The sequence below is a fragment of the Thomasclavelia cocleata genome (assembly GCF_900102365.1).
GTDB lineage: Bacteria > Bacillota_I > Bacilli_A > Erysipelotrichales > Coprobacillaceae > Thomasclavelia > Thomasclavelia cocleata.
The window spans coordinates 110,748-125,735 of record NZ_FOIN01000004.1; the positions used below are offsets into that span (position 1 = coordinate 110,748).

9 protein-coding genes, 1 tRNA gene, 1 pseudogene and 1 other annotated feature are annotated in these 14,988 nt (G+C 28.9%); of the genes and pseudogenes, 8 read left to right on the forward strand and 3 right to left on the reverse strand.

Annotation, left to right across the window (positions count from 1 at the left end; translation table 11 throughout):
• Positions 1-1,489: 1,489 nt before the first annotated feature.
• The 4 genes from BMW96_RS03415 to BMW96_RS14310 all read left to right on the forward strand — a co-directional run bounded on the left by BMW96_RS03415 (position 1,490) and on the right by BMW96_RS14310 (position 8,953).
• Positions 1,490-6,052: an Fn3-like domain-containing protein gene (locus tag BMW96_RS03415; RefSeq protein WP_092352523.1), complete on the forward strand. Its 4,563-nt coding sequence runs from the start codon at positions 1,490-1,492 to the stop codon at positions 6,050-6,052.
• 992 nt (positions 6,053-7,044) lie between these two features.
• Positions 7,045-7,908, forward strand: a complete 864-nt coding sequence (locus BMW96_RS03420; protein WP_092352525.1) for a Fic family protein — start codon at positions 7,045-7,047, stop codon at positions 7,906-7,908.
• 232 nt (positions 7,909-8,140) lie between these two features.
• Positions 8,141-8,263 carry a hypothetical protein gene (locus tag BMW96_RS14610; RefSeq protein WP_257606858.1) on the forward strand — a complete coding sequence of 41 codons (123 nt, stop codon included), beginning with the start codon at positions 8,141-8,143 and terminating at the stop codon, positions 8,261-8,263.
• A 486-nt stretch (positions 8,264-8,749) separates the two neighbouring features.
• Positions 8,750-8,953, forward strand: coding sequence for a reverse transcriptase domain-containing protein (locus BMW96_RS14310; RefSeq protein ID WP_244881248.1), 204 nt, complete (start codon positions 8,750-8,752; stop codon positions 8,951-8,953).
• A 411-nt stretch (positions 8,954-9,364) separates the two neighbouring features.
• On the opposite strand, the gene BMW96_RS03430 is transcribed toward BMW96_RS14310, so the two are convergent.
• The 3 genes from BMW96_RS03430 to BMW96_RS03440 all read right to left on the reverse strand — a co-directional run bounded on the left by BMW96_RS03430 (position 9,365) and on the right by BMW96_RS03440 (position 10,738).
• Positions 9,365-9,440 (reverse strand) — tRNA-His (locus tag BMW96_RS03430).
• A gap of 115 nt (positions 9,441-9,555) precedes the next feature.
• Positions 9,556-9,900, reverse strand: a complete 345-nt coding sequence (locus BMW96_RS03435; protein ID WP_092352527.1) for a hypothetical protein — start codon at positions 9,898-9,900, stop codon at positions 9,556-9,558.
• 70 nt (positions 9,901-9,970) lie between these two features.
• The gene (locus BMW96_RS03440) at positions 9,971-10,738 is read right to left on the reverse strand and encodes a YdcF family protein (protein WP_092352529.1); all 768 of its coding nucleotides are present in this window, start codon (positions 10,736-10,738) and stop codon (positions 9,971-9,973) included.
• A gap of 131 nt (positions 10,739-10,869) precedes the next feature.
• On the opposite strand from BMW96_RS03440, the gene BMW96_RS03445 reads away from it, so the two are divergent.
• The 4 genes and pseudogenes from BMW96_RS03445 to BMW96_RS03460 all read left to right on the forward strand — a co-directional run.
• On the forward strand, positions 10,870-11,988 hold the full coding sequence (locus BMW96_RS03445; RefSeq protein WP_092352531.1) for an aldo/keto reductase: 1,119 nt from the start codon (positions 10,870-10,872) through the stop codon (positions 11,986-11,988).
• 105 nt (positions 11,989-12,093) lie between these two features.
• Positions 12,094-12,969, forward strand: a complete 876-nt coding sequence (locus BMW96_RS03450) for a CPBP family intramembrane glutamic endopeptidase (RefSeq protein ID WP_092352533.1) — start codon at positions 12,094-12,096, stop codon at positions 12,967-12,969.
• A gap of 180 nt (positions 12,970-13,149) precedes the next feature.
• Entirely contained in the window at positions 13,150-13,701 is a 552-nt protein-coding gene (locus BMW96_RS03455; protein ID WP_092352535.1) for a Sir2 family NAD-dependent protein deacetylase, read from the forward strand.
• A gap of 414 nt (positions 13,702-14,115) precedes the next feature.
• Positions 14,116-14,359, forward strand: a binding site (T-box leader).
• A gap of 36 nt (positions 14,360-14,395) precedes the next feature.
• Positions 14,396-14,988 (forward strand): annotated as a pseudogene (locus BMW96_RS03460) (3-deoxy-7-phosphoheptulonate synthase); the annotation flags it as partial.

The window sequence follows — 14,988 nt, forward strand, 5'->3', positions numbered from 1 at the left end:
GTTAAGATTATTTTTTAATGCTTCAATATGTGGAAGTCAGGAGTAGATAAAATGAAATTTTGTGAATTAAGTGGTGCAACGAGACAGGGGGGCTGTGTAGTACGTTTCGTACACAGAGGTATTAGGTTTTAGATGTACCATTTCTATTTTTGAAAGCTAATTAGATAAAAGACAAGTGATTTTATAAAAATTAGCGGATATTTTTAGGACATTGAAAAGTGAATAAAAGTGTATACTGAATCAATTATTTTTGTAGCTTTTTTAAAACATTGATAAATATTTATCCATACTATTTTAAAAGTCTGTATAGGATTCTTTATTTTTGGATAAAGATTTATCAATAACTCTTAGTTAATTTTCTTATTGTATGACTTTGAACGTATTTGTAAGATTTATCTTGTATATGTTGTTGGTTATAGTATTTATTATAAAGTAGAATTGAATTTACACTGATATAAGGCTTTACGAAAGTAACGAGATTATTGTTTAGATAATGCTGTTGTTGAGGGAGTATTGTATTTTATCGACTAATATGTATTAGGATTCATATCAGCAAAACTAACAATTTTTCTGGAAGAATTAAAGCAATAATATCACCGATTACATTTAAAATGTACATTTTTATGTAAATTCTAATATTAGGATAGAATAGATCGGTGAGGTAAGTTTTTAGCTGATTCTTTTATTTTTTTATCCTCTACTATTAATTATTTATAAGTATTGTTATTTTAAGAGTTATGAAATTATTGTTTTCACTAATTGAGTTTCTAGTAATATTTCTTATATGAGAAGTATCAATATTTATGTTCTTTCTTTATCATCAAAAGAGATGATATTTTTGAGATAGGTTAAATGAGCATTATTTAGTTTTTTTAATAAAGCTATTTAAGACCTGGAATACTTTAATTTGAATAAGAAATTGGATTTTGGAAAAATGATGTCAGTATATTTCTGTAATTGATTTATAAGTCTATTAGTATCTTCTGTTAAAGAAGAATGTTATCAAGTTTATGTTTGGTCATAGTTGTGTAGTCTTTATTTTATATAACTTGAGCAATGATAAATGAAAGATTAGTTGTTTCAAGAGTAACTTGATATTAGAAACTTTTAAAGGATTGATTTTAGAAAAAATTTTGTTAATGAATTCTAAAAAGAGGTTAAGATAGACTTTACTATAAGAATCAGTAAGAGAAATCTAATGATTAAGTTTACCAGTATCAATAGAAATAAGGTTTGTATAAATATGATTGCCACAAGCAGAGTATTAAAGAGTTTGGTGAGAAATATAAATTTAAAGATTTATCTAACTTATCACTATTAAAATACAAAGAAGTGACAATAACTTTTTTAAGGTGATTTAAGCTATAAGAAGTAATCAGATTATACATATTTGCTTTTTACGGTTCTAAATGAAATTTAAAGAAAGGAAAGGTATATCATTTATGATTTATTTAAATCTGTAAATGATATACCAGGGGAAGATGAATTTATGAAAAAAAATTCAATCAAAAAGCTTTTGGTAGGTGGTCTTGCTGTATCAATGGTGTTCAGTATGTCATTTATGGCAAGTTCAGCGTTAGACAATGGAAATGTAGCTAATGCAAGTCTTCTAGACGAGCTTACTAAGGGGAAGGCAATTTCTAACAAACAGTATGACCCAGATGAAGTCGTAACTGTAGTTGTAGAATTGGAAAGAGAAACCACTCTAGATGTGGATGAATTTGTTACTATGTTTAGAAATGATAGCATTGGTTATTCTGCTGATGCATCAGTAGCAGCTTATCGTGAAGATTTAGTAAGCCATCAAGAGGAAATCGAAACTCAAATTTCTGCATTTGCTCCAAATGCGATATTTAAGTATCATTACACTAACTTACTTAATGGTTTTGCTGTTCAAGTTGAGTATAAATATGTAGAACAGATTGAAGCTTTAGATGGAGTAATGTCTGTTTATTTAACACAAAGTTATAAATATGATGATAACTGGGAAGAAAACGAAGAAGATACAGAATATATATCTTTAGAAGATTATTATGATCTTACTGATTGTGATGCTATTGATATAAACAGATCTGTTACTGCTGATTCTGGTTCTGCAAGCCAAATGGGACTTGAAGCAGCTTGGGAAGCTGGTTATACTGGTGCAGGTAAAGTTGTTGGTGTTTTCGATAGTAGTATTCGTTACACTCATAAGTTATTTTCTTATATGGATCCTGAAATAGAAAAAGATGGTGAAGCAGGTTTACTTGAAAATTATAAAACAAGAGAAAATTTGCTTGAGGCTATCGAAGCTAACCAGGATACTTTAAATTTATTCCAATCTGGTTGGGGAAGCTGGTTCCATGAGTATGATGAAACTGGTTTTTCTACAGATGTACAAGAAGCTATTTTAGATGGTGATTTCTATTACAACTCTAAAGTTCCTTTCTCTGTTGATTATGCTTGCGGTGATTTGGATGCATGGGATGGAGATGCTAGCAGTCACGGTACACATGTTAGTGGTATTGTTGCTGGTAATGGTGGTGAAGACTACTATGAAATTTCTGGTGTCAAAGGTTCTGCCTATGATTCTCAAATCATGTTCTTTAAAGTATTTGATGAAAATGATGATTTCGGTCAAGAATCTGACGAAGCAGTATTTGCTGCTTTAGATGATGCTGTTACTTTAGGGGTTAATGCGTTTAACTTATCTCTTGGTATTCCTAATGGATTTACAACTATGAATACTTATGCTCAAGCTGGATATCAACGTGCTTACAACCGTGCTAGTGCTAGTGGTATTTCTATCTGCGTTTCTGCAGGTAATGATGCTCGTGATAGTCATCCAGGTGCTTTGGTTAATGGATCTAGTACTTTGATTCCTAACAGTGCATCTCTTGGTTTCTCTGGTTCTATGTATGGACCTATGACTATTGCCTCAGCTCAAGGTACAGGGTATTCTTATACAAATAAATGGACAGACACTACTGCTACTGCAGTAAATGCTGCAGGTGAAACTGTAAATGCTATTACAGTTAGTGATCTTTATGATCCTTCACTTGGTGAAACATTAACAGGTACTTATGAGTTAGTAGATTGTGGTGATGGTTCATCTATTACACAAGATTTAACTAATAAGATTGCTTTAGTAAAACGTACTTATGGTTATGTTCCTTATGATGAAGAAGGAATTATGGCTGCTCAACAAAATGCTTATGAAGCTGGTGCTGTAGCTGTATATATGAACTTTGGTACTTATGCTGATTATTTTGGTAGCAATGGTTTATGGACTGGTGAAAATGGTGAAAGTATTCCTGTTTTTGGTGGTACTGCTACTAATAACAGTGCTTATAGCGCTTTATCTACTGCTATTGCTAATGGTACTGTAAATGTAAGTTTTTCTTCTACAGAACAATCTCAAGATGTAAATCGTAGTTATAGCGATAATGGTCCATCAAGTTTCACTTCTTGGGGTGTTACTGAATCTATGAATTTGAAACCAGACGTAATGTCTCCAGGTGGTAATATTTGGTCTGCAGGTGGTGGATCTGATACAGCTCTTTCTTCAAAGAGTGGTACTTCTATGGCATCTCCAAATGCAGAAGGTTTATTTATTCTTGCACAACAATATGTAGATGCAAATCTAGATACTTTTGGAGTAACAACTGGAACTCAAGAATATAGTAATTTAATAAATCAATTGGTAGCTTCTAATGCAGTGGCTTATCAACCATTTGTAAGTTCAACAAATTTAACTCGTCAAAATCTATATTTCTCTCCAAGACGTCAAGGTGCTGGTATGGTAAATATTGATAATGTAATTCATAGTTTAGTTACATTACATAATGAAGTACCTTATAACAGTGTTACTGGTGAAGCACCTCGTACTAAAGTAGAATTAGGTGATAAATTAGGAACAAATTTTGATATTACATTTACTATGGACAACTATGATTCTGTAGCAAAAACATTTGATGTACTAGCATGTCTTCAAACTGATAATACTACTGAATCTAATGGACGTACAAATCTTGCATCTGTTAACACTTATGGTTCAGATATTGATGCAATTGAAGACGGTGTAATGAAAGTTACTGCTGTTTCTGGTGGTGCTATTGTTAATGTAACAGATAACATCAATCGTTATGCAGATAGTGCTTCTGCAACAAAGATTTCTGTTCCTGCTAACAGTTCAGCTAGTATTACAGTTAATGTAACTTTAAACGAAGAAACAATGAGAAGTTATGATGCAAAATATCCTAACGGTATGTTCTTAGAAGGTTTCGTTTTCTTTGATAATGTAGATTCTGATTATGAAACTTTAAATATTCCTTATATGGGATTCCGTGGAGACTGGAATGCAGCTCCAATCTTTGATTTGGCTACTGCTTATGATGACATCAGCAATATGAATACTTCTGATGCAAACTATCCTTTCTTCCACACAACTACTTTAAATTCTTTAGTTGATGGATATGATGTAGTATTAGGTGCAAACCAATTTACTGGAGCATCATTACCAGATTATTTTGGTGGAACTTCAACAAGTTATTATAATACAATTCGTAATTATCTAAATAACTTACGTGCTAATGGAGAATTAAATAGTTCTTATGTAACAATTTCTCCAAATGGTGATGGTAAAGATGATATTGCTTATACAGCACTTTATCTATTACGTAACGCTAAAGCTTTATGTGTAGCAATTAAAGATGAAAATGGAAATATTGTTAATGTTATCGGACCTGATTATGAATATTTTGAAGCAAAGGTTAATGATGGTAACAAAACACAACAAGCTGCTTTAAGTTATGGTACTAAGTATAATCATCAAATGTATTGGGATGGTACTGATTTTGATGGTAATGTAGTAGAAGAAGGTACTTATACTTTTGAAGTTCGTGCTATGTTAGAATATGAATATTTGAATTCTGTTGATTATGGAGACAAAGATTCTTGTTTAGAAGTATTATTAAATTCTGATAATGTTCAGACTCAGTCTTTTGATGTAAATGTGGATGTGACTGCACCTGAAGTATATATGTCATTGACTAAAGATAATTTACTTACAATTAATGCTAGCGATGCATCTGGTATTCAAGCTTTAGCTGTTTATTATAAAGGTGAACGTGTTAGTGATATTATTCGTGTTAACAATACTGAAACAACTATGACAATTGATCTAAAAGATTTGATTGAAAATTTACCTGATAAATCTATTGCAAGTGATTTAGAAGTTCAAGTTGTGGATTATGGTATGAATACAGCTTCTGCTGTAAACCCTGTTGTTGTTAACAAAACAGCATTATCAATTGCAATTGATATGGCTGAAGCTGTTAGCCAAGAAGAATTGGATAAAGTAGTACCAGTAGTAGCTGAGGAATTTAGTGCAGCATTAGAAAATGCTCAAACTATTTATGCTAAAGAAAATGCAACTCAAAAAGAAGTAGATGATGCATTTAGTCGTTTAGCTAGTGTAATGCATATGTTAGAATTCTATAAGGGTGATAAAGCAGCATTACAAAAGATGGCAGATCAAATAGCTAATTTAACAGCAAGTGATTATATTGAATCTACATGGAATGCATTACAAGAAGTATTACCATCAGTAAATGATGTATTAAATAATGAAAATGCAATGCAAGACGAAATAGATGAAGTATACACTGAATTAGTAAAAGCATTTATCAACTTAAGATTAAAACCAAATAAAGATTTATTACAAGGTTTAATTAATCAAGCAAACGGAGTAAATAGAGAAAATTACTCTGCAGCATCATTAAAATTAGTAGATGCTGAAGTAGAAAAAGCTACTGCAGTATTAAATAATCCAGAAGCAACTACAGAAGAAGTAGAAAACGCAGTAAATGGATTAACAAAAGCATTAGAAGGATTAGTTGCTAATCCAGGTAATCCAACAGTAGATAATAATGTACCAGTAAAACCAGGTGATACTACTGCAAAAGGAAATGCAATTAAGACTGGTGATACAACAAATATGATGTATTCATTAGGTGGTTTAGTAGCTGCATCAGCTATCTTCTATGCAAATAAGAAAAGAAAAAGAATATAAAAATTAAATATTTAAAAAGGTAACATTTATATAAAGGTGTTACCTTTTTTGGTAATCTAAAATAACTCGTGGTGTTGGGGTTTTAGATACTAAGAAATTATAGGAAGAATTATCTTCCTAGATTTTAAAACTGTATAGGAGAATGAGGGGTTATGATTCTTTTTTTATTTTGTATAATCTTTTTTATTATTAATTGGATATATATGATATGTTATATTATTATTCAGCAAAACATAATATACATATTTTAAGATGATTTTTGTCAAGATAACCATTAGAACTGTGTCTTAGTAATTTTATAGCTTTGTTTCTGTTTTTAATAAGACCACTGGATATATATTTTCATTTGTAGGGATAAATGAATTCGCAATCTCATATTTCTATTTTTATAATGTATTACCAAATTTAGTATTTTTCTAACAATCATTAGAGCCTAAATTATATTTGTTCAGAGAGAAAAAGTGGTTTGCTAGAAATGTATGCAGTGGATCGACCAAAATAGAGAGGCACTAAATGAAATAGTTTTAGCTGTGTTTAATGAAAATGTATTATACTACGATTATAAAGTTTAAAGAATAATAATGATACTGTAATTAATCAAATGAATAAATTATTAATGTAAAAAAACAGATATTAGAATTGATATACTAATTGATCTTTTTTAAATAAAAAACAACGAGTTGCTTTTAGAAAATTGTGAAAGTAACAAATATTTTAGATAAGGAGATCTATTATTATTAGAAGAATGTTAAATTACAATAATAATAGAAGAAAAATATTTACTATTGTTGAATGGATGATGGAGTAAAATCAAAAGTCATTCTACTGTTAGATGAACAAAGGAATTTTGGACCTATTTTTATATTAGAAGAATTTTCATTATTGGAAATGAGATTGTAAAGATATATTTATTTAATATGTTATCCTAATTAAAAAATGATATAATAGTACAAAATAAGATTTATTAAAAGAGATTATACAACGGAGGGAATATGCAAAGTTACAATGAAAAATATGATGAATTTAAATATGAAATAATAACTGAGACAGAAGATGGAAAACTCAAACAAATATATTGGAATATTGCTTTTGGATTGCAGGAAGTTGATAATTTAAAACCATCTGAATACATGATTGATTTAGCTATTGAAAATATTCATGGAAAAAAATCTTATAATGATGTTGAAAGTGAAATTAGTGCATATTACGATAAGAAGCCAGAGATAAACAAAAATCTAAATGAGCAGGAAGCAGATATAGTATCAGTCAGACTAGTTCAACTATTGAGTGATAAATCGTTTAGATTTGATTATAATACTTATCGTATATATCATAAATATCTGTTTGATGGTCTTGATATAGGGATTTCAAAGAAATATATAGGTAACTTTAGAGATTATAATATATCCAAATCAGAACCAGTTTTGAACGGTGCTACAGTTGCTTATACTAATCATCTTTTAATAAAAGATACTTTAGAATATGATTTTAATGAAGAAAAGTGCTATGACTATTTAAATAAGTCAACTGATGAAATTATCTCACACATTGCAACCTTTACATCAAATATTTGGCAGGTTCACCCTTTTGGAGAAGGAAATACTAGAACAACTGCTTTATTTATTCAAAAATACATTCAGTATCTTGGTTTAGGAGAAATGAATAATGAGATATTTAAAGATAATTCAAGGTATTTTAGAAATGCTCTTGTTAGAGCAAATTTTCGTGATATAAGCAAAGGTGTATATGAAGATAACAATTATCTATATAAATTTTTCTCAAATCTTTTAATAGAAACAAATTATGAGTTAAATGAGGAAGAATTATTTATAACTAAAAATGAAGTTAGTCTATAAATGATTAACTTATTTTTTGTATTTAAGAATATATTTATAGAATTGGAAATAACTTGGTTTTTTGATTAAAGAAGAAATTATGTTTAACTATAAATATTATTTATCCCAAACAAAAAGAAATTTTAATTAAAAAATCCTATGAATGATTATAAAAATAGTAATTTTCAAAGTATATAAAAAAGTATATTTTTTATATACTTTTTTATGTATGTTGGACATGGCATACATCTAGTTGGTGAAAGTCCAACCACAGGTATTTACTGTCAAGTGTAGTGAACCACAAGCTGTTGATAGTGATGTCATGGGTGAAGGAAGTGGTGTAACAAAATCTTCGAGGTTACGAGCAGAAATCTGATGAAGTTAAATGGTGGATAAGGCTGCATAATAAACTAAAGTCCATAGGGTAAACGTAAAACCAAGACAGTAGATCAGGAACTTGTTGTGAAGATAGAAAAAGATGTATGTCTTAACTCGGGAGGTCTTATGAACGATGAAGTCCAGTAAACTTTAAAAACAGTGATGGTACCATCGGTCGAAAAAGGTTTATCACAAGAAGTCAGATGAAGTCATATTAGGTAGAAATACTGAAAGACTAAAACGTTTATAGAGTGCAAATCGCTATAAGTAATGTTTGGATAGTCCGAAAATGAGGATAGCTTGGAACTATGAAGCGTAATCCTAGATGGTAAAAGTAATGGGGATGTTTCCAAATAGATTTACAAATAGAGGAGGATCAACTGGAGCAGATAAGATGGCTGTGCAAGAAATTGAGAAGTGGTTTTAACAATATCAGGAAGAATTGATTACCAAAATAATGAACAAACAATATCGATCAATGCCAGTGAAAAGAGTCTACATACCAAAACTAAATGGAAAGAAAAGACCATTAGGGCTTCTAACGGTAGTAGACCAAGTTATCCAACAAGCTGTATTACAAACACTAACTACTGTTTATGAACCGATCTTTAGTGACCGTAGTTATGGGTTTCGTCCAAAAATTGCGATGAATGTAGTTAATTTTACAATATCACCAAAAGTTTTATAGGCATAAAGAAAGGGGACAGACCAGGTTTAGTCACTCCTCTTGATTACTATCTTAAAAATTTGTGATAGCGATATAAATGTAGAGCTGTATATGAGACTTGTACATACGGTTCAATGGGAGGGGCAATAAATTACTGAATTTATTCCTCTACTCTATTATGGATTCTTATAATGTTTTATATGGTTTTTAAATTATATAATTTCTGTATTTTTCAATGCTATATTAAATATAAATAAATAAAAAAGTTTCTTATTATAGAAACTTTACTATATTTTGATAACTAGTAAAAAATTATATTGACTTATTATAATTTAATTCAATATAAACTGTTTTTTAACCAATAAATAAGCATGTAATAAAAAATCTACTAACCATCTATGATGATTAATAGACTAAATTTTTATAAAAAAATGGGGCGGACGATGGGAATCGAACCCACGAATGCCAGAGCCACAATCTGGTGTGTTAACCACTTCACCACGTCCGCCACAAGTATCTTGTTAAGAGCTTATTAACTCTCAACGCAATAATGATTATATATAATATTTTGATAAATGTAAAGAGAAAATGTAAAAAAAATAAAAAAAACTGGATTTAAGTTTTTAGTCTAATAATTCAGATATATCAGTTTCAAAGTTAATACAACCAGGTTTACTGTAATATGTTGTATATGTTTCGTTAATATTATCATTATCAATAATAGTCATTAAAAATTCATATTCATAGCATAAATCCATAATTAAATCCATTCCTTGATATGTGATACTATAAGGAGTGTAATCATCGTTTTCTGTACTAATTTCAAGTTTAGCTCGATCAGGATAAATATCCCAATCAATTAGTTTATTATTACTACCCCAATCGATTAAAACAAATGTAATGGGATCAATTATACTATCATCTAATTCATTGTTTGATTTAATTGTAATATATAATTTATTGAACATATTTATTTCTCCTTTTATTTTATAGATTACTATAATAATTGCAAATAATTATGTGATTAATTTGGAATAATTAAGACAATAAAATATCTTTTAAACACCCAAAAAATTCTCTTATGTAATAATGTAAAGCAGTGTTTAGATTTTCTTTAGCACTATATGTATATGCTGTTAAATTATGCTTATTTGCAAGTAACTTACTACGATAACAATGAAAACCATTTGTTATAATAGTTACGTTATAATCATCTTTTGTTAGAGAATCGATAATTTTTTTACTGTAAATAATATTTTCATTTGTATTAGTACTTTTATTTTCTTCAATAATTAAGTCTTCATTGATTCCTTTTTTAATTAAATATTTTTTCATAGCTTTAGCCTCACTAATATGTTCACTATTTCCTTGACCTCCACTAACAATAATTACTGTGTTAGGGAATGATTGATGATACGTAAAAGCTGCATCTAATCTGTATTTTAATAGTTGTGAAGGGGTATTACCATTTAATCGTGATCCTAATACAATAATATAATCACTATCTTTTAAATGGTTATTTACTCTTGTATGGATAATTAGTCCTTCTATTATAATAAATAGGGATATTATTATAACAAATATTATTTTTATAAAATAGTTTAATTTAAGAGGCAATTTAGATAATAGACTGATTTTAATCTTTAGTTCAAAATAACCATAAGAGATACATATAAATGCAAAAATTGGATAAGCAAGATATGCAGTGATAAAACGTGAATTTAAAGTTACAAGAATAAAATATCCAATTGAGAAAATTGATATAAAAATTAAGGTATAATCAAATAATTTATTATTTTCTTTCATTTTAGCTCTCCCTGTATACTTATATGATAACATATATTTATTTTGATGTTTCTTAAGAATATTTAAATATAGTAAAAATATTATCCCAATAGTATAATACTTATATAAGATTGTAGTGTGGAGGGATTAAGATGAAAACAAAAAAATTTGAAAAATTAGGAATTAGCCCTTCTTTATTAGGGTTTGGATGTATGCGTTTTCCTTTAGATGAAAATGGTAATATTGATGAAGTTGAATCTGAAAAAATGCTTGATAAAGCTATTAATGCAGGAGTGACTTATATTGATACTGCATTTCCCTATCATAATGGGGATAGTGAACCATTTGTTGGAAAAGTATTAAAGAAATATAATCGTAAGGATCTTTTTTTAGCAACTAAGTTACCAATTTGGGAAATTTCTAGTAAAGAAGATGCAAAGAAAATCTTTTTAGATCAATTAGAAAGATTAGGTGTTGATTATGTTGATTTTTATTTATTACATGCATTGGATAAGGAAAAGTGGGATAAAGTAATCAAATATAATATCTTAGATTTATGTCAAGAGCTTAAGGAAGAAGGTAAAATTTGTTATTTAGGGTTTAGTTTTCATGATGAATATCCTGTTTTTAAAGAAATTTTAGAATATCATGATTGGGATTTTTGTCAATTACAGTTAAATTATATGGATATGGATATTCAAGCTGGAATGCAAGGATATTTGTTAACAGAAAAATATAATATTCCTTTAATTGTTATGGAACCTGTTAAAGGGGGAGCTTTAGCATTATTGCCTGATGATGTAACTGATAAATTTAAAAAATATAATTTTCAAGCAAGTATTTCATCTTGGGCTTTACGGTATGTAGCTAGTTTGTCTAATGTAAAAGTTGTTTTAAGTGGTATGTCTACATATGATCAAGTTATTGATAATTTAAATACATTTGAAAATTTTGAATACTTAAATGAAGATGAACTAGCATTGATTCAAGAAGTGAAGGATACATTAAAATCAAGAACTCAAAATGGCTGTACTGGATGCAGTTATTGTATGCCTTGTCCATTTGGAGTAGATATTCCAATGAATTTTAAATATTGGAATAATGCATATGTTTATAAAGAGCATGAAGCATTTAAAGAAAAACTTGAAAATATGGAATCCAAAAAGAAAGCAAAAAATTGTAGACAGTGTGGTGCTTGTGAAAAAATGTGTCCACAACAGTTATCAATTCGTGAAGATTTAAAACAGGTATGTAATTACATAGATGATTAATAAAACTAACTTTAAATAGTTAATTTTATTATGTCAATATTTGACATATATGGTGATTGGATGATAAAATAATTATAGAGAAATTATCTAAGGGAGGCGAAATATATGAACAGTTCAATACAATTTGGTACTGATGTAAAAAAACTCAATCGAATGTTACTTTTATATATATTTTTGGAAACATTAGTTATGTTGATTATTGAACCAGTGTTAATGGCATTAAAATTCGGTGAAGATTTAATATTTTTTCTTGCACCTGCTATAACTACTTGTTTTGTAACTTATTATTTAGTTAAAAGATATCAAAAAAAGTTTGAATTAACTATTCCATTAAAGATAAGTGATGATTTTAAATTTATACAATATTTAAAATTTGTTGTAATGGCGTTAGGGGCAGCCTGGTTAACAAGTTTAGTAATAGGATTTATAATGAATTCATTATCTGGAATAGTTATATTTGAAACACCTGATTTTTCTACTAAAGATAATTTTATTGTAAATATTTGTTTAATCATTTATGCAGTTATTGTTGCACCAATATCAGAAGAATTAATATTTAGAGGATTGATTTTAGGAAAGCTAAAACAATATGGAGATGTTTTTGCATCCATCATAGTTTCATTATTATTTGCTTTAATACATGGTAATTTACCTCAATCAATTCCAACATTTATTGTGTCATTATTCTTATGTTGGGTAACATTGCAAAGTAATTCTATTATTCCTGCTATTTCAATTCATATGATAAATAATGCTGTTGCTCAATTAGGAGATATTAATAATGAAGTATTTCAATTAGTAATCAATATATTAATTGTGATAATTATTATTATAGCAGTTGTATTAATTGTTAAAGAGTTTAGGAACAGATCTGAATTTAAACTTCAGTATAGAGTAAAAGATTATTTTAAAAATGTTTCAGGAATAGTCATCTTGATTTTATCAATTCTTATGATTATTGGATCAATAAAAATAGTTTAACTAAGCCCAATAAAGGGCTTTTTAATTGCGGTATTAATGGTATAATACGATAAGGAAGATATGCAGAAAATAGATATTTACAAGATATTTTTTAGATGTTAGGAATTGTTTACATATCTTAATGTTTAAAATCATGAGTTATTATGTAATAAAATAATTAATAATACGAAGGAGAATACAATGAAAATCATAGCATTTACAGGAGCAGGAATATCAAAACAATCTAATATTCCAACTTTTATGGAAAAACCAGATGTAAGAGAAAAATTGTTTAGAAGTTTTGCAAACATTTATCATGAAGAATATAACGAAATCATTAGACAATTAAAAGCTAATATGAATGGGGCAAAGCCAAATGATGCACATAGTGCATTAGCTGAATACAATATTCCAATTATTACAATGAATATCGATGGTTTGCATAAATTAGCTGGAAGTGATGCTTTAGAATTGCATGGTAGACTTCCTGAAGATGATGAAATGGATATAGCTTATTCTTTATATAATAAGCCTGTATTATATGGTGATCCTGCACCAAACTATCAAAAAGCATATGAAATGGTTTATGATTTAGAACCTAATGATATCTTCATGGTTGTAGGATGTTCATATCATACAGCTATTGCTTGTGATTTAAGAGAAGTCGCTAAATCAAGAAGGGCAAGAATTATTGAAATACAAGAAGATGCTGCTTTTAATGTTAGGAAAATATTAGAAGAATTATTAAAATAGAATGGATTTATTCTAAGGGGCATTTTATGAATCGCCATACGTTATTACAAGAGCATATAAAGATGGAAAATTTTATTAATTGAAGACTGTTTAGTTTTTAATCATACTAAATTAGAATTAAAGAAAATTTATTGAAAATATTTATGCAATTATAAAGAATAACTTCTCATAAGAAAAGAAGGTTATATTTTTGTAAATGTGATAAAAACTTTCTAGATAAAAAGTGAGAGAGGAATATAAACGGATAATAAAAAAGTAAAATATTGGCATGAAATAAAACTTGGCATTCACATACATGAGACTGCCTAAGAAAATCTAGTGAATTTGCTAATTATGATTGGGTTAAGTATATAGAAAAAATAAAAATTAATTAATTGACATTTAAATAAATAATGAGTATGATAAATACATAGAGTAAATACGATGAATTGAAAGAGTAGGCTATGAGTTTAGGCAAAGAGAGTATCGGGGTGGTGTGACGATATCCAAATGAATAGTTGAATACATCAAGGAGTAGAATGTTGAATCAAGTAGGCATCTCCGGTGACACCCGTTAACGTGTAAGAGTATGAACTATATAGATAGCGTACTTGATGAGGCTGATAGAGTGATCTATTAGTGAATAAAGGTGGTACCACGAAGATATCTCGTCCTTTGATTAGGACGAGTTTTTTATTTATAGGAGGAAATAGAAATGATTATTGTTTTAAAACCGCACACAAGTGATGAAAGTATTAAAAAAATTGAAGATGTGATTAGATCTAAGGGAGCAGTTCCACATGTTTCAAAAGGGGATATTCAAACAATTATTGGAATGGTTGGAGATACTACACAAATTGATCCTAAAATAATTGAAGTAGAAGAATGTGTTGAAAAAGTAATGAAAGTATCAGAGCCGTATAAACTAGCTAATCGAGCTTTTCATCCTGATGATACGATCGTTGATGTTGATGGAGTTAAAGTTGGTGGAGAAAATCTGGCTTTGATTGCAGGTCCGTGTTCAGTTGAAAGCAAGGAACAGGTAATTGAAATTGCCAAAGCTGCTAAAGCTGCTGGTGCTAATATTTTAAGAGGCGGGGCTTTCAAGCCAAGAACTTCACCATATGCATTCCAGGGGATGGGATCATCTGGACTGGATATTTTAGTAGCAGCAAAGGAGGCGACAGGACTGCCAATCTGTTCGGAATTGATGGATGTACAGTATCTGGATGAATTTAATGAAAAAGTGGATTTGATTCAGATAGGAGCAAGAAATATGCAAAACTTTGATCTGTTGAAAAAAGTAGG